Annotated in this window: 9 protein-coding genes; 3 read left to right on the plus strand and 6 right to left on the minus strand. The window is 55.6% G+C overall.

Annotation, left to right across the window (positions count from 1 at the left end; all coding sequences use genetic code 11):
* Positions 1-3: 3 nt before the first annotated feature.
* From LX66_RS25060 to LX66_RS25075, 4 genes are all read right to left on the minus strand, one after another.
* Positions 4-2100 carry a gluzincin family metallopeptidase gene (locus LX66_RS25060; protein WP_145718621.1) on the minus strand — a complete coding sequence of 699 codons (2097 nt, stop codon included), beginning with the start codon at positions 2098-2100 and terminating at the stop codon, positions 4-6.
* A 350-nt stretch (positions 2101-2450) separates the two neighbouring features.
* On the minus strand, positions 2451-4055 hold the full coding sequence (locus LX66_RS25065) for a tetratricopeptide repeat protein (RefSeq protein ID WP_145718623.1): 1605 nt from the start codon (positions 4053-4055) through the stop codon (positions 2451-2453).
* A gap of 34 nt (positions 4056-4089) precedes the next feature.
* On the minus strand, positions 4090-5091 hold the full coding sequence (locus tag LX66_RS25070; protein ID WP_145718625.1) for a PorP/SprF family type IX secretion system membrane protein: 1002 nt from the start codon (positions 5089-5091) through the stop codon (positions 4090-4092).
* A gap of 28 nt (positions 5092-5119) precedes the next feature.
* Complete coding sequence (locus LX66_RS25075; RefSeq protein ID WP_158642754.1) at positions 5120-13861, minus strand: DUF6923 family protein; 8742 nt, start codon at positions 13859-13861, stop codon at positions 5120-5122.
* 248 nt (positions 13862-14109) lie between these two features.
* Here LX66_RS25075 and LX66_RS28550 point away from each other — a divergent pair, with 248 nt between their 5' ends.
* The 3 genes from LX66_RS28550 to LX66_RS25085 all read left to right on the plus strand — a co-directional run bounded on the left by LX66_RS28550 (position 14110) and on the right by LX66_RS25085 (position 16608).
* Entirely contained in the window at positions 14110-14238 is a 129-nt protein-coding gene (locus LX66_RS28550) for a hypothetical protein (protein ID WP_262713225.1), read from the plus strand.
* A 536-nt stretch (positions 14239-14774) separates the two neighbouring features.
* Entirely contained in the window at positions 14775-15902 is a 1128-nt protein-coding gene (locus LX66_RS25080) for a sensor histidine kinase (RefSeq protein ID WP_145718629.1), read from the plus strand.
* A gap of 10 nt (positions 15903-15912) precedes the next feature.
* Positions 15913-16608, plus strand: a complete 696-nt coding sequence (locus tag LX66_RS25085) for a LytR/AlgR family response regulator transcription factor (protein WP_145718631.1) — start codon at positions 15913-15915, stop codon at positions 16606-16608.
* A gap of 5 nt (positions 16609-16613) precedes the next feature.
* Here LX66_RS25085 and LX66_RS25090 read toward each other — a convergent pair whose 3' ends face one another.
* The gene (locus tag LX66_RS25090) at positions 16614-17714 is read right to left on the minus strand and encodes an L-dopachrome tautomerase-related protein (RefSeq protein ID WP_145718633.1); all 1101 of its coding nucleotides are present in this window, start codon (positions 17712-17714) and stop codon (positions 16614-16616) included.
* Between the two features lie 157 nt (positions 17715-17871).
* Entirely contained in the window at positions 17872-18168 is a 297-nt protein-coding gene (locus LX66_RS25095) for a carbohydrate-binding protein (RefSeq protein WP_158642755.1), read from the minus strand.
* Between the last annotated feature and the right edge of the window lie 57 nt (positions 18169-18225).

Here is an 18225-nt window from a genome sequence, read left to right on the forward strand (position 1 = left end):
CGGTTAATGCTGGTGAAGGAATGCGAAAGGCTCTGCCATCTGGTGAAAGCCGTTCCCGAAATAGCGGAAATATTCATTGATGCCGGTATCTGTTTCCCCGTGCTGGTACGCATACTGCGCGCGGATCCGTTTAAGGTTCAACGCGGGCGGCCGGTCGCTGTCCAGGCTGTCTACATCCAGTATAGGCTTGGTGATCACGTATTTGAGCCGCTGGGAGTCCAGGTCAAATATCAGAGTGCAGGCGCCCCTGAACTCAAAGCCGCCTTCGGGAACGGGCACGCCGGCGTCTGTCTTGTCGGAAAGCGGGTCCCGGGCAGGCGTATAATGCTCCACGATCTCCCCGTTCCGGAACACCACGCCGGCGCGCTGTACAATGGAAAACACCACATTGTTGACCTGCGCGCCATTGGGCCCTACGCGGGACACCAGCCTCAGCTTCAGCACCTGGAAAGAGGCGCCTTCGTACTTGCCGGACCTGCGCAGGCCCAGCTCCCGGAAATTCTCTACAAAGGCCAGCCCCGTGAGCCGGGCAAAATCCATGGAGTGAGTAAACCGCTCGTTCAGGCAACTGTGCAGGCCCGGCACCAGGGGCTTGCCTTCTTCATACAGGCCGGTAATGTATTCCCGGGTCTTGTAGTAGATCTTTTCCCGGTCGTTCACGTATTTGATCTCGTTGCCGTAGCCGCGCAGGAAGCCGTTCACGATGCCCAGCAGCTCTTTGGTGGTCTCGCTGGTATAGCCGTTATGGTCCTCCTGGTTCGCCGTGCCGTTCTCCCCCTGTATGTAGCCGATATTACGCAGCGGGAAACGCAGGCTTTCCACGCTCAGGGTCTTCACCCCTTCCGGGTAAATGCCCCTTCTGCGGAAAGCGTCAATAAAGGCCAGGCGGTAGTCGCGGTTATCGTCCGCCACCACATCCATATCCGCCGTAATAATGGCGCGGAGGTAATCGCCGAAGGTGATGTCAATGGGCGGGCAGTAATCGATCGCGCGGATGCACATGGTCAGCACATGCCCGGCGGCCTTGGCGGCTTCATTGGCCAGGCGGTCCGTCAGGTCGGGCGGAATGTCGCCCTGGCGCAGGATGCCGGTGCCATTGGAGGCAATACGCAGCAGGTCGGCGATCCGGCTCTTATAGATAGCAAGGAACGCTTCAAACACGGCAGCCACCAGGATGCTGCCCCTGGCATGCGGCTCCATTTCCCGCCGGTAGGCCGCGGGGTCCGGCACGTGCGGCTGCCACTCCCGGGTGGTCTCGTCTATGCCGCCAATGGCGTCGCGCAGGCTGCCGTAGTCACCAATGGCGCTGCCAAACTCCTGCGCCAGTTGTCCCAGCAGGTTCTGCGCGCCCAGGTCGCCGCGGGTTTTGGATATCTGGTGCTTCAATACTTCGGGAAACGTAAAGTGCTGGAACAGGGCCACAATATCTGCAAAAGCCTCATGAAAGGCCAGCACATCCGGGTTGGTAGGCTCGTTATAGTAGTTATGCAGACCGTCCAGTATGGCGTGCGTGATCTCGTGGGCAATAATATCGTGGCTCAGGCAGGTAAACACTACGGAATTGGGCATGTGCAGGGTCTCGTCTGCCGGTGTGGAAGCAAAGTAGCCGAACAGCAGCGCCTTCTTTACCGGGCTGTAATAGGCATTGGCCTCGCGCATGGCATGGGGGTAAATGCGCAGGCGGCGCACATACTCTTCCTTCACATCCACGTTCAGTATCCTGCGCGATTCCCACAGCACCTTGCGGCCCAGCGCCCTTTCAAAGTTGCGGATGGTGGTCATGGCTACCGCATACACCATCTGCTGGTGAAACTGCGGATCGCTTTCGCTGGGGTCCATGCCGTCCTGGGCCAGGATGTAATCATCATCCAGGTTCACGGCCTTGTAATACCGGCCTACGGTCGGGTCATAGTCCACCACCTCTATGTATTCGCCTACCGGGCCCGGCGTAAGCGGCTCCCAGGGCACTTTGTAAATAATGTCGTTAATGGCGGCCGTGTCTATTTTAAGGGACAGGCTGGGATCAAACGCATACCCGCGCAGTTTGCGAAATGGCGGCGTTTTAGCGTAGTAATTGGGAGGATTGGGAATAGCAGCCATGTATCACTGTTTTAGTGAACCAGGAATTCTTTTGGGGTCCGCAGGATATATCCTTGCTGATGCTTTGGGGTAATGGCAAGTTACTGACAGCCGTTCATCGGAGCTAATAACGTATGCAAGGTGGCATTTTTCCCGGAATAAACCATGCGTAGAAATACCTGATTTTTCAACGTTCGCCTGCTAAAACAAACGGATACTGAACAATTTTACGTTCCGGTAGTTAATAGATACAAGAATGGGGCCGCCTGGACAGGCAGCCCCTCCACGTATGCTATTCATCTATCGGTTGATAGCCAATGCGTTTTTATACCGGCTGCTGGCCTTTACCGCCAGCCAGCCGGTTATTTATTTTACTGCTGCCCGGGGCAGATCAGCTTTTCAATAGTAGTGGCATCCTGCACGCCGTGGGTATCCACGGGGATGGTTTGCCGCAAGGTTCCGTTCACGTACACCCTGATCTCATATTCCGTATCCGCTTCCAGCATGGCCTCAAAATGACCATCTTCCAACAGGTAGCACCAGCCGATGCCGCGCTGCTTGTTATACAGGTACACACAGCAGCCCAGGAAGTTGGGACAGGTGGAGCCTTCCAGCTTAATGGTGAGCAGTGGCTTAATGGGCGTACGCAGGGGCTCCGGGTTGAAGCTGAGGAAGTAAATATCATCATCGCCTTTCCCGCCCTCGCGGTTGGATGACAGGAAGCCTTTTTCGTTATGGATCACCGTGTAGAAAAAGTCATCGGCGGGCGAGTTGCGCGGCACATGCAGGTTTACCGGGGCGCTCCACTGGTCGCGGGCGCCGCTGGCTTCAAAAATGTCAAAGCCGCCCATGCCTGCGTGGCCCTTGCTGGCGTAGTAAAAAACGTTCCCGCCAGATACCGTGGGGAACTCGTCCTGTTCCGGCGTGTTGATCACCGGACCGCAGTTCTTCGGCGTGCCCCAGGTGGAATCCGGCTGTTTTTCGCAGTACCAGATATCGGTCTCGCCATAGCCGCCGGGCATATCAGAGGCGAAGTACAGCACACTGCCGTCTGCACTCAGCGCCACATGCCCTACGGAAAAGGAATCCGGCCGGTTATAGGCAAAGGGTACCGGCTTTTGCCAGGCGCCGTTCTTATTCACGGAATAGAAGACCATCAGGCGCCTGGTACCGTATACCGGCCAGCCTTTCATCTTTTTCCCGTGCGGCCGGTCGGGGTTGGTAATGGTAAAGTACACGGTGTCGTAATCAGCGGTATACGCCAGGGGCCCGATATGATATTTGAATTTGTTCAGCCTGGGCGACAGGTCGCGGATGGTGATCCTGCCATATTTATCCTCGCGTCCCAGGTACAGGCGCGCATAGTCCTGCATGGTCCAGCCATAGGAGCGGCGGTATCTTTTGCTTTTGCCGGATAGCTCATCGCGGCGCAGGCTGTCGGAGGTGAACAAGGCATAAGAGGTCTTGTAAAAAATGCCACCCCAATCCGCATAGCTGGTATTGGCCGGTGCGGCATTACGCAAAACAAAATCCGTGTCCGGCGATGCCAGCCATATTTTTGCGGAGTCGCACCCTGCGATACGATCTTTCACCCGGGCCTGGTCAGCGCCCGGCTGTTGCGCATATTTGTTGTACTGCGCTACCGCTTCCTCATAACGGCCCAGGCTTTTCAGGGCATCCCCGTAATACAGCCAGTCCTCCGCTTTGGCATGCGTTGCATCCGCCGTAGCTTTTGCATACCATTGGGCCGCTTTTTCGTAAGCATTCATCTTCCGGTAGCAATACGCCAGGCGGGTGATCACTTCCGGGTCTACCTTGCTCCTGTGCTTTATAAGGTCCTCGTAGAGGAGGGCGGCATTGCCGTATTCGTAGCGCATAAAATGTTCGTCCGCCTGCCTCCTGACCCTTGGCTGCTCCTGCGCATATACAGACAGCAGCAGGGAGGTAAAGACTATCGTAAGGAAAAGTTGCTTCATAGCTGATCAATTTATTGAAGTGCGTACCGGCACATTAAAAATAGCGGGGGCTTAAGGTCCTGGCTTTGTTCTTCCGGGAGAATAGCCCGTAACCGATGCCTATTTCGTGCGTGCCTTTTTCGTAGCTGGCCAGTCCGTTCGTCGTATAGTCATAAGCGTAACCTATGCGCAGGTAGTCCGTTGCAAAGAACTGCACCTGGAAACTGAAGGCGTCCTTCTGGCTCAGGTTGTCCTGCAGGTGATCCTTATTCCACACCTTTACCCCCGTGCGCCAGGAGGCGCCCAGCCATATCTTTTCCACGACCAGGAAAACGGCGTTCAGGTCCAGGTTGGTAGGGCCCTTGAAGTCCTCCTTCACCAGCAGGGAAGGCTTAAAGGACACGTGCTCCGACAGCGGGAACATGGTGCCCAGGGTCAGGTAGTAGTGCCGGATCTTTTTGATGGTCGCGTAATCATTCCCTTTCCAGGAATAGCGCGTGCCATCGTTAATTTCAGAAAGAAGGTCCATGGCAGAAAGGCCGGCATAAAACCGCGGGGTAAAAAAGTAAACGCCGAAGCGGAAATCGGGCACTATTTTCCGGGCCACGCCAGGCGGAATAGCCTGGTCGTTATCGTCGTTATAGGTAAGCGCCGTCCCGTCTACCGAGTACTGGGTGGCGCCGGCGCCTATGCCTAAGCATATGCGCCGATTGCCGGTTTCATCCAATGGGATACGGTAAGCATAGTTTGCATACAATGCCAGCGCCTGCTGCGGCCCCAGCTTGTCGTACATGAACTGCAGCCCCAGCCCTACCCTGTTGTCCGGGGCGGGCGCCACCCCGTCTATAGAGATGGAGCCGGTTTTGGGCGCGCCGGGCAGGCTGGTCCACTGCTGCCGGTAGGTGGCGTTGAGAAACCACATTTCCTTGTAGCCTGCATATGCGGGGTTTACACTTAACCCGTTGAACGCATACTGGCTGAACTGCAGGTTCTGTTGCGCCACGGCCGCTGCGCTGGCCGTGAGCAGGAACAGGATGGAGATTATTTTCCTTGTCATAAGACAATTTTTAAAGTTCTACAAATGATTACCGCAACAATTGAAGCCAGCCCTGGAATTCTTTTTCCGCGCCTGCTGCATCCCTTACTTTCAGCACGTAGTAGTAGATGCCCTGGCTTAACCCGGCGCCGTCCCAGTCATTGCTGTAGTTATCTGAACGATATACCTGGTTGCCCCAGCGGTTATAGATCTCTATGCGTACGTTCGTGTACCTTGACAATCCTTTGATCACAAAGCGGTCGTTCCTGCCGTCACCGTTGGGGGTGAAGGTGTTGGGAATGAACAGCTCCTCTCCTTCCACGGTGACCACCGGCGCGATGTCCTCGTTGTTGTCCATCACCAGCTCCTGTTCGTTGCCGCGCACCACCGCACTGTCAGTCATGCTGCCGTTGCTCAATACGCGGGTCGTGAAGGTGAGCACCAGTCTTTCATCCAGCGCCAGCGGTCCCACGTTCCATATAATAGCGTGCGTAGCCGGGTCGTAGGTAGCGGCGCCACTGGCCACCAGTATGTCCCTGGGCGCGTTCAGCATGGGTGGCAGCAGGTTGGACACCACCACGCCGGTAGCGTTATCCGGCCCGTTGTTCACTACTTCCACCGTATAGGTAACGTAATCGCCTGTACGGATCGTGGTGGTTTGCGGCGTTACGGTCACGGCCAGGTCGGTTACCGGTGCTTCCGGTTGCCGCCAGTCGCGGTCATTGCCCGGGTTGTTCACATCCGGGTAGCTGCCGGGCATAGTGCCGTTGGTGGGGTCCGCTGCCGCCGGGTTAGCGTCGTAGCCATCCAGCAGGCCGTCGTTGTCGGCATCGGCGGCGCCGGGTTGCTTTTCATCACCGTCTATCACACCGTTGCCGTTGGTATCCCAGCCTTCCAGGCGGTCGGGCTTGCCGTCATTATCCGTATCCAGGTCCAGGTAATCCGGTGTATCAGCGCCATCAGTATTTACCGGCGTTGTACCTGCACCACCCGGGCCATTCGTGGGGTCGTAAGCATTATCCAGCCCATCGCCATCACTGTCCATACCGGTGGGCGGCAGGTAACCGTTGGTGCTTTGCGCTTCTATGTTATCTACAATACCGTCGTTATCCGCATCCAGGTCCAGGTAATCCGGCAGGCCATCGCCATCCGTGTCGGGTGGTGTCAGCGCCGGCAGGTTATCCACCGGGTCGCTCCAGCCGTTGCCGTCGGTATCTGCGCCGTCTGCCAGGCCATTGTTGTCCGTATCCGGGAGGCCGGCTTCCTGCACATCGGTAATACCGTCGTTGTCGGAGTCTATATCCCACAGGTTGGGTACACCATCCCTGTCCTGGTCATCCCCGGCCGGGTAGCTGTCCGGCTTGCCGTCAGCGTTATTATCCGGGCCGGTTATTACCAATGGTGTACCGCCTGTCGGAGTATTGTTCACGGGATCTATCGCATCGTTGAACCCGTCTTTGTCTGCATCAGTGAACGGCCCATCCGGTTTGCCGTCGTTATTGGCGTCTGTGCCGCCGGCTTCCACCACATCCGGTATACCGTCATTATCACTATCCAGGTCCTGCGCATTGGGGATGCCGTCGCCATCCGTATCCAGCGGGGTCAGCGGGGTACCGCCCTGTGCAGGATCATATTTATCGGGCACCCCGTTCTTATCCTGGTCAGTTGGGTCATCTACCAGTCCGTCGCCATTGGTATCCGTGCCGCCGGCTTCTATGATATCCGGTACGCCGTCGTTATCGCTGTCCAGGTCCTGGTAGTCCGGGATGCCGTCGCCATCGGTATCTACCGGGTTGTTCGGGTCAGGTCCGATTTCGGTGGTATCGGGTATACCATCGTTGTCGTCATCCAGGTCTATATCATCCGGTACGCCGTCGTTGTCATTATCCGGGCCGGATACCGGCTCTCTCCAGTCGCGGTCATTGCCGGGATCATTCATATCCGGGTAGCTGGCAGGCGTAGTGCCGTTAGTGGGGTTGATTGTCGTTGGGTCGTTATCGTAGCCATCCAGCAGACCATCGTTATCGGCATCAGTAGTGCCGGGTTGTTTTTCTGCACCGTCAATCACGCCATTGCCATTGATATCCCAGCCTTCAATAATATCCGGCTTGCCGTCATTGTCCGTATCCAGGTCCAGATAATCCGGTGCATCGGAGCTGTCTTTGTTCACCGGCGTCAGACCAGGTCCGCCAAATCCATTCGTGGGATCGTAGGCATCGTCCAGGCCATCGCCATCCGTATCTGTACCGGTGGGCGGTATGTAGCCATCGGTGCTTTGACTTTCTATGTTATCTACAATGCCATCATTGTCGGCATCTATGTCGATGTAATCCGGTATGCCGTCGCCGTCTGTATCCGGCGGGGTCAGCGGGGTGCCACCCTGGTCCGGATCAAATTCATCCGGTACACCGTCGTTATCCGTGTCGGTGGGATCGCCCATACCGTCGCCGTCAGGATCGCTACCGCCGGCTTCTATGATATCAGGTACGCCGTCGTTATCGCTGTCCAGGTCCTGGTGATCCGGTACGCCATCGCCATCGGTATCCCGAGGGTTGTCCGGGTCAGGGCCTTGTTCAACCGTATCCGGTATGCCATCGTTATCATCGTCAGGGTCGGTAATGTCGGGAACACCATCGCCATCCGTATCCTTAGCAGGTACCGGGTCACGCCAGTCGCGGTCATTGCCGGGATTGTTCATATCCGGGTAGCTGGCAGGCGTGGTGCCGTTGGTGGGATTGATGGCAGCGGTGTCCGCATCAAAACCATCCAGCAAGCCATCGTTATCGGCATCAGTAGTGCCGGGTTGTTTTTCTGCACCATCTATCACGCCATTGCCATTGATATCCCAGCCTTCAATAATATCCGGCTTGCCGTCATTGTCCGTATCCAGGTCCAGGTAATCCGGTACATCGGAGCTGTCTTTGTTCACCGGTGTTAGACCAGGTCCGCCAAAACCATTCGTGGGATCGTAGGCATCGTCCAGGCCATCACCATCTGTATCTGTGCCGGTGGGCGGTATGTAGCCATCGGTGCTTTGACTTTCTATGTTATCTACAATGCCGTCATTATCGGCATCTATGTCGATGTAATCCGGTATGCCATCGCCGTCAGTGTCCGGCGGGTTGTCCGGGTCAGGGCCTTGTTCAACCGTATCCGGTATGCCATCGTTATCATCGTCAGGGTCGGTAATGTCGGGTATACCATCGCCATCCGTATCCTTAGCAGGTACCGGGTCACGCCAGTCGCGGTCATCGCCGGGGTTGTTCATATCCGGGTAGCTCGTTGGGGTAGTGCCGTTAGTGGGATTGATGACAGTAGTGTCCGCATCAAAGCCATCCAGCAGGCCGTCGTTATCTACGTCTGTCGTGTCAGGCTGTTTTTCTGCACCATCTATCACACCATTGCCGTTGGTATCCCAGCCTTCAATAATATCCGGCTTGCCGTCATTGTCTGTATCCAGGTCTAAATAATCCGACGTATCGGTGCTGTCGGTATTTACCGGCGCCAGGCCAGGTCCGCCAAATCCATTCGTGGGATCGTAGGCATCGTCCAGGCCATCGCCATCCGTATCTGAGCCGCTGGGTGGTATGTAGCCATCGGTGCTTTGACTTTCTATGTTATCTACAATGCCATCATTGTCGGAATCCAGGTCCAGGTAATCCGGTACGCCATCGCCATCGGTATCCCGAGGGTTGTCCGGGTCAGGGCCTTGTTCAACCGTATCCGGTATGCCATCGTTATCATCGTCAGGATCGGTAATGTCGGGAACACCATCATTATCGCGATCTGCCAATGTGGTTATATATACCGTAGCAGTATCGGTAGCACCCAGGGTATCGCTTACCACGTATTGCAGGCTGTCCAGGCCAACAAAAGCGCTGTCGGGCGTGTAGGTAAGGTTACCGCTGGAATCCAGGGTAATGCTGCCATGCAGCGGTTGCGTAATAACCGTTGTGCCACTGCTGTCCAGCGGCGCCGCATCTGTGGCCGTACTGTCATTGTCCAGTATATTCAGGGTCACCGGCACATTCACGGGAGTGGCGGCGCTGTCATTTACCGCTACAGGTGTGGATACCACCAGCGTCAGCGGGCAACGGGCGCCATCATTATTGCCGGAAGAGGGGCCACTTGCCATAAAGGTGGCTGTCAGGTTCCCATTATGCGGGTTAGCGATCTTAAAGATGCTACCGCTGGCATTATCGCTCAGGTACAGGCTACCTTCCACATCCATGTATACGGCGCCAAAACCGGTGGCAGCCCGAATGCCGCCGCCGGCAACGTCGCCTACAACAGTGCGTGCGCCGGTGTTGGGGTTGAAGCGGACCAGGCGGGGAATAGCATTGACAATCTCAACACCATAAAGGTTGCCGTCAATGGGACTGAAGGCCCAATCGGCAATAGCTGTGGCTACGGTGGTCAATGGCGGCAACGCTTTCAGGTAATTCGGAGAAGCAGGGTTCAGGTCTATCCTGAAAATTTCAGTGCTTGCCGCGTAGAAGTACATGATACCATCCGTGTTGATGTCCCCGTTGTGATAGGCGCCGGTGAGCCCGGCAATAGCAAATGTTTGCACGGACCAGTCACTACCAATGCGCACCACCTGATTAGTGCCGGAACGAACCGCCCACAGGTGATTATCCTTCACATTATACCCCATGGAGTTCATGGCGGTATTGGCGCCGGTGCCCAGCAGGTTGTCCTTCACCATGGAATACTGGCCGTTGCTGAGATTCACCAGGTACAGGTCCGTAGGATTCTCCTGTATCAGGAAGCCCACAGACGCATTACAGTTCAGGGGTGGCTGCGCCGCCACGATCCTGATAAACACCATCGCCGTATCCGGTATGCCCGCCGTATCCCTTACCAGGTATTGCAGCGTATCGCGGCCGGTAAAGTTCAGGGCCGGGGTGTAGGTGACCTGCCCGGTGGCCGGATCTACCGTAACCGTACCGTTCCGCGGCTGCGCCGTAATGGTCACACTGCTACTGTCCAGCAGTGCGCCTCCCGCTACCGTGCTGTCATTATATAACACTTGTATTACAACCGGTTTATTCGCGTCTGTCGTCACCGTATCATTTACGGCAACCGGCGGCAGGCCGGCCAGCGGGCAGCGGGCGCCATCGCCTCCGCCCGCCGGGCTTTGCGAAATAAGAGCAGCAGTGATACCGCCCGTATGCGGACTGGCAATCCGGTAAATGTTGCCGGTAGTATTGTTGGTCACATACAGATCGCCCGCCGCATCCATATAGGAAGACCCAAAGGTCTGAGCGCCCCGGATACCGCCGCCGCTTACCGCACCTACAAGGGTACGCGCACCGGTTGCAGGATTGATACGGTACAACTGCCAGTTATAATCATCAATTGCATATAAGCTGCTATCCACAGGACTGAAGGACCAGTCTGAAATAGTGGAAGCCGTTGTGGTCAATGGCGGCAATGCTTTCAGGTAGCCGGGGGATGCAGGGTTCACATCCACCCGGTATATGGTAGTACTGGTGCCGGGAGAACCGGCATACAGGTACAGGATGCCATCACTGTCAATGTCGCCGGTGTTAAAATTACCGCTGGCAGGCAGCCCGGCAATGGCGAACGCCTGCACCGACCAATCGCTGCCTATACGCACGACCTGGTTGGTACCGTTACGCGCCGCCCAAAGGAGGTTATCGGTTACATTATAGCCCATTGCATTCATCCCGGCATTGGCGCCGCCCAACAGGTTGTCTTTTGCCAGCGTGACAGCGCCGGTTGAAATATCCACCAGGTACATATCCGCGGGATTATCCCGTACCAGGTAGCCGGTAGCGGATATACAGTCGAATACAGGTTGTACCGGCGTTACCCTGATAAATACGGTAGCCGTATCGGCCAGGCCTGCGGTATCCTTCACTATGTATTGCAGCGTATCCATTCCCGTATAGCCGGCGCCGGGCGTATAGGTGAGCTTACCACCGGCATCTACTGTAACCGTGCCCTGCTGCGGCTGACGGGTGATCGACACGCTGCCGCTGTCCAGCGGTGCGCCGTCTGCCGAGGTGCTGTCATTCTGCAGCACGGGGATGATCACCGGCACACCGGCATCTGTTACGGCGGTATCGTTTACCGCTACCGGCGGCACTGCAATAATGGTAAGCGGGCAACGCGCGCCATCATTACTGCCGGAGACGGGGCCGTTGGTAACAAATTCCGCCGTGGTATTGCCCAGGTGCGGATCGGCGATCTTATAGACCTTGCCGGTCGCATTATTGCCTACGAACAGGCTGCCGTTGGCATCCATGTAAACGGCGCCGAAGGGATTGCTGCCATTATCCACCTGGATGCCGCCGCCGGCCACCGTACCTACCGTGGTACGCGCTCCGGTGGTGGGGTTAAAGCGGTACAATTGGTAGGTACCGCTTTGTAAGGCATACAGGTTACTGTCTGCCGGGCTGAATGCCCAGTCATAAATATCGCTTGGCGTGGTGGTCAGTGCAGGCAGTTGCTGCAGGTAGGTGGGTGATGATGGATTTACGTCCACCCGCCTGATGGTATTTACCGTACCGCCATCGGCGCTGAACAGGTACAGCACGCCATCGGCGCTCACATCCCCTACATACAGGTTGGGCGTGGTTGGCAGGCCGGCAATCGCAAAGGTATCCACCGACCAGTCGGCATGGATACGCGCCACCTGGTTCGTGTACATGCGCATGCCCCATAGCTTATTGTCTGCCTGGTTGTACCCGATGCCGTTTATTTCATTGTTAACAGGCGTATTCAGCAAATTACTTCTCGCCAGTGTGGTGTCTCCCGTGGTCAGGTTCACCTGGTAAGCGCTGGTGGGAATCCCCTGGAACAGGTAGCCGGTAGATTCTGTACAGGCGAAGGTTGGCAACGTGTCCCTGCAAAACACAATATCGCCCATATCCAGCATTACGCCCCTGCCTGCATCGCCCGGCAACTGGGTACCTTCGGTAAAGGCGCTGTATCGGTACGTATAGGTGTTGCCGTAGGGTACGGACAAGGGTATTGTTTGTGAAGCGGCGCTGCTTGTATATACCCGGTGCTGTGCAACAGGTTTCAGCCACCAGCCCCCCTGGTCAAACCCGTTGCCATTGGTGCTCAGGTTATTGCTGGAGAAAATGCGGATACTGTCCGCTATGACCTGCATGCCATTGGGCGCCGCCGGAATAGTCCCGATCGTAATATCAAAAGTGCCCAACTGGTCCAGCGTACCGTCAGCCAGGTAGGTGGTAAAGAAGTTGTCCGTGGTATTGGGCGTTACAACAGGCTCCTGGCTGGTATTGCTGGCCGGCAGCGCCGCGTAAAAACTCTGTACATTGGGTACGATCGTGAAGCCGGTGGTACTGTTCACGCCATCCCAGCTTGCCGGTCCCAGGTTGTTAAAACCGCGCCAGGTATGATCCGTTCCGCTGAAGCGCTGGTGGAAGTCTGAATAGGTCAGCGGGATGGTAAAGCTGGCGCCCAGCCCGGGAACGGCGGGTCCGCTGCTAAGCGTAAATACCAGGTCTACCGTGCCGCCGTTGGCGCCGATCGTACCGGCGCCGCTCAGGGTGGCAGCCGGATCAAAAGAATAAACGGATGAAGTGCCCGTGCAGGGGGGCCTGATGACGGTTGTAAAAGTACTTAGATTGTTGGTTAGCAAACTGTCATTAACAGCAGCCGATGCCGACACGGTAGCCTCATTGGTAATAGTGCCGCTGTCTCCTGCCGTACCGGTAACGGTCAGGGTAATGGAAGCCCCCGCGGGCAACGAAGGGACCAGCAGCCCGCTCCCCTGTAACGCGGCCACCGTAAGGCCGGAAGGACAAACGGCGTTACCTCCTGCCCCGCTACCAGCGGCACAGGTGACACCGGTAGCGGTGAAATTGGGCGCTGCCGGATCTGTTACAATCACGTTGGCCACAGCAGCGGGGCCGTTGTTTGATATTAAAAGCTGGTAGCTCAGCACTCCACCCGGCATTACTGTGGCCGGTCCTTTCTTTACAATGGACAGGTCCGTCTGCACGTCAGCTACTACTGCGGGACACCGCGCGCCGTCGTTATTATCAGAAGCAGGGCCCTGCGACATTAAAACCGCTGTTACCCCGCCGGTGTGCGGACTGGCGATCCTGAAGATCCTGCCGGTGGTATTGCTGCTTAAGTACAGGTTACCATCAATATCCATGTAGGCAGCGCCATAGGGCGCCTCGTTAGCGCCCTGGATGCCGCCGCCGCTCACTGTGCCCACAACAGTGCGTGCGCCGGTGGCGGTGTCAAACCGGAACAGGTTATAACTGCCGCCATTGCCCAGCGCGTACAGGTTTCCATCCACCGGGCTGAAAGCCCAGTCGGTAATGTCGCTGGCAGTGGTGGTCAGGTTGGGCAACCGCTGCAGGTAGGTGGGGGAAGCGGGGTTCACATCCACCCGCTGAATGGTGTTGTTGTTGTTCACATTCCCAAACAGGTACAGGATGCCATTGCTGCTGACATCCCCCACATTAATGCCGTTGGCGATCAGCCCGGGCACTGTATACACATCAACAGACCAGTCGCCGGCAATGCGCACAACCTGGCTGGTTCCTTCTACCTTGCCCCATATATAATTATCCGTAGGGTTATAACCAATTGCATTGAGACTGGCATTAGCGCCGGATATCAATGGCCCGCTTACCTGGGAGGAGGCGCCGGTAGCCAGGTTCACCTCGTAAGGCACTGTGGGGTTACCCTGCAGTAAATAGGCTTTGCCGGTTGAGCAATTGAACACGGGCGGCGCCTGCCCCAGCGTCCTGGCGGGGAACATACCTTGTAATATCACAAGGATCAGGATGCTGTTAAGTATACGCCTATACGGAGTAAATGTAATTTGCGTCATTACAATAAGATTTTGGTAAGGAGGTGTGATCCCAGGGAAATAATTTCTACAGGAAACCTGCGATACGTGGATGATAGCCGGTCTTGCTTCCATGCTCCTGCTTCGGTGGTGTCTTAACGGGAAAGGTAAATGCAACGTGTGGCGTCCTGGTTTTCATAATGGGTTGTATTTAATTATTGGATAGAGCGTACATGATGTTGCCGACAGATGCTACCGACGATGACCAACAGAAAAAGGATTCCCGGTACGGCTCCAATGCCGTACTGCTGCTACATTCCAGCAAGTCGTATCAAATTGTGCTGCACACCGTGACCAGGTGATCATCCGTACACGGACAAGGCCTTTATACACAGGTTTCCATACCTGTGCATATGACATAAGCAATAACCGCTTACAGCAACAGCCGGGCTAAATAAAATTCATTAGGTGCAATCGTTCCATAACAGCGATTTAGTAATATACATGACCTGATGGGACCATTAGCAATGGTCATGGCTGCACCGGATAGATAAGAATAGCAAATACACGGAAAATGAACACTTAGATATTAGAGATATGGTTCACCAATATGGTTATTATCTACAGTTCTGATAATTATAACAGCATTACAGCTAAAAAGTTTTACGAATATACGAATAGAATTAATTGAAACAATAATCATAACAGAAAGGAACGGACTGAACATCATGAACACCAGTAGAATAAATGTGAACAATACAATTAAAATGAACAAAAAGAACCTTGATTTTTCTTGAAAAAAATTGTAAAAACAATAAAAATGCCGTTTTATCGGTGCATTTGCGCGGTACATCGGTACCCGCCGGCTTTCCTGCTTTTATTTCCTGTTTCTTTGCATATGTTCCGGAACAACGCGTCCATCATTATCATCCATACAGCAGGCTGGCTGATCTTCCTGAGCCTGCCCCTGCTCTTCATCAGCGGGCAACCTGGCAACAACGACCAGTGGTGGACCCTGCTGGGCGCCGGGCGCTACTGGCTCTTTGTGCTGGTGTACATGCTGCTTTTCTATGGCAATATTTACCTGCTGATCCCCCGGCTGTTCTTCCGGAAAAAAGTGGCGGCCTGGTTCGTAGTCATCGTCCTGCTGATGGCGCTGGTGTACTACCTCAAACCTTTTGACCAGCTACTGGGATATGCTGGCATGCGCCCGGGATTCCGTACGGAACAAGGCCCCCCGCCACCGCACCCGGACCTGCCACCGCCCCACAATGGCGACCGCCCGCCGGCAGGCGGTCCTCCACGGGAAGGCGCAGCGCCGGGAAAAGGCGGGCGTACAGATATCGTCAGCCTGTTCCTGTTCATCATGGTGGTGACCCTCGCCATGGCCGTGGAGCTGAGCAAACGCTGGCGGCTGACGGAACAGCGGGCCACGCGGGCGGAAGCAGACCACGCACATGCAGAGCTATCGTTCCTGAAAGCGCAGATCAACCCGCATTTCCTTTTCAATACGCTCAACAATATCTATACACTGGCGCTGACGGGTAACGAGCATACGGCAGACAGCATCATGAAGCTGTCCAATATTATGCGCTATGTAACGGACGATGCGGCGGAGCACTTTGTTTCCCTGCAAAGCGAGGTGGATTGCATCCGGGACTATATTGACCTGCAGCGCCTGCGCCTGGGCAAAAAAGTGCAGCTTGATTTTTCCGTGACGGGCAACCTGGCGCATAAAAAGATCGCACCGCTGATCCTGATGACGTTCATTGAGAATGTATTCAAATACGGCATCAGCAACCATGCGCCGGCTACGCTTATTATCAGGATATTTGCAGAAGCAGGAACCGTTGGCTTCTTCAGCAGGAATCCGCTGTTTGCGGACAGGCGGCAGCAGGAAAGCACCGGCATCGGGATCGCCAACACCCGGCAGCGCCTGGCGCACTTATACCCTGGCAGGCACCTGCTCAATATATCGGAGGACGACGGCTTTTTTACCGTGGAGCTGACCTTACAGGTGAATTAATTAAACCACCATGCAACTCAAATGTATTGCCATAGATGATGAACCGCTCTCGCTGGCGCTGATACAGGAATACGTGTCCAGGTTTCCCGCGCTGCGGCTGGTGCAGACCTTTGACGATGCGGTGTCCGCAGCCGGATTTTTACGGCAGCACCCTGTAGACCTCCTTTTCGTGGACATCAACATGCCGGACATCAACGGCATAGACCTGGTGCGTTCCCTGGCGGAAAAGCCCATCGTCATATTCATTACCGCCCACCGGAAATTTGCCGTGGAAGGTTTTGAGCTGGAGGCGCTGGATTACCTCCTGAAGCCCCTTAGCTTTGAGCGCTTCTCCCGCACCGTACAGCGGGCGCTGGATCACTACCGGTACAGGCAGCAGGCGGCGGAGCCGGAAGACTGCCTGTTTGTACGCTCCGAATACAAGCTGGTAAAAATAGCGCTGCGGGATATCATCTACATTGAAGGGCTGCAGGATTACATTAAAATACACCTGGCCCAGGGCAAGCCGGTCATGACATTGATGACCCTGAAGGCCATGCAGGAAAAACTCCCCCCCACTCAGTTCCGGCGCATACACCGCAGCTATATTATACCCGTAGCCAGGGTCACCGCCGTGGTGAACCGGAAAGTAAGCCTGGACAATTCCCTGGAGCTGCCCATTGGCGACAGCTACGCCGGTTTTATGGATGACTGGGCCAGGCGATAGCTGGCTTACAGCTTTAAGCGGTAAATGGCGTATGGAGAAGTGCGCTTGTCTACGCCGTTATTATAGTCGGGCTGCTTTTGTATCTGTGAGCAACTGATATACAGGTAGCCGTCCTTTGAAATATGATAGCTGTCCGGCCATATCAGCAGGCTGTCTTCCACCAGGGTGGTCACCTGCAGCTCCGGGTCAATGCGCACAATGCGGTAATGCTCAATATCCCCCAGGTAAAGATTGCCGTCTTCATCAAAGATCATCCCATCTGTAGTGGTAAAATGCCCCAGGTCCTCCACATGCGCTTCCAGGTCGGCGGATGCCAGGTCCTCGTTCTGCAGGTATTCCGTGCGGATGCGGTACAGCTTGTCATCGGTCAGCGGCTTGTAGTACAGCCATTCGCCCCGCGGCGAAAGGGCGATACCGTCCGAATGGATCTTCACCGGCTGCCCGTTCTTCATCAGCTCCCGCCCGTCCACGGTAAAGGTGTATGCAGGGTCCGACCTTACGGAATAATGGTCCTGCAATACCTGGCGGATATTGCCGGTAGCCAGGTTCACGACAAAAATGCCGCCTTCATTCGAGTTGGTGAGGTAGGCGTACCGGCTGGCGGTATCCACCCGTACATCGTTAATATAACTGTTGTTACCGGCCACGCCGTCAAATTCGTAGGTGCGTTCCACCTGCCCGGTGCCGATATCAATTTTCACCAGCTTGTAGCTCTGCTGGTATACGCCTTCCATCCCGGGCGAGGCCGGGTCCACCACCCACATTTTGTTGGCGCCGTCAATGTACACTGCCTGCACGCATACCCACTTGTCCTCCCCGCTTTGCCCCGGCTGCCAGTTGTTCATCTCCGCGTTGGGATAAGGGACCACCTGGTTACCAGGTTGGGTTTCTACCAGGGCATAACGGTAAGTATCCGACCACAGCGGATAATTGGTGAAGAGGCGGCCATCGGCGGAAACGGCCACCCCGGTAAGCTGGTAAACACTGTCCGTGAACACCTCTTCCAGCGCTCCCGGGGGCTTCGGCGGCGGCATATCGTCATCCGATTCGCAGGATATCATGCTGCCGGTGAGCAGCGCGGGGAGCAGCAGCCATAACCGTTTCATAAGCTGTTTTTACCAGCGCCACAACAAATAGCATACCTGCGCAAAACCAGCGCGGTACGCCCCTGCATGCGCACAGCAAATGCCTGCACAGCCGGCTTCCCGGTTGCACAAATTGCCCCCTGGCATCCACAGTACAGTTAGAGGCTGGCGATGCGTGCTAATAAACATGGATAAAGGAAAACGATGAAATAATGAACTGGCCGCTTCCCTTTGCTACCAGGTAAAGGTCGTGTGTGCCGTAGGATCGCCCCATCTTAGCCGGTACCTTTAACGCATAGGTAGTGTCCCCCGTATAGGGTATTTTAAGTGTGCCTATGATCTTTCCTTTTGGTTTGTCTATTCTGAATTCAAGCGTGGACTCTGTCTTTTGCTGGTTGGTGACCTCTACTTTAAAGCCGATCTCTCCCATGCCCAGGTATACCTGCCCGAAACCGAGATAGCTCCCGTTCCGCATCTGGTACTCCGTTTCATGCCTGGGTTTTGTTGATGGCGCAGCGGTCTGACCCTGTAC

The organism is Chitinophaga japonensis (assembly GCF_007830125.1).
In the GTDB taxonomy this organism is placed as follows: Bacteria; Bacteroidota; Bacteroidia; order Chitinophagales; family Chitinophagaceae; genus Chitinophaga; species Chitinophaga japonensis.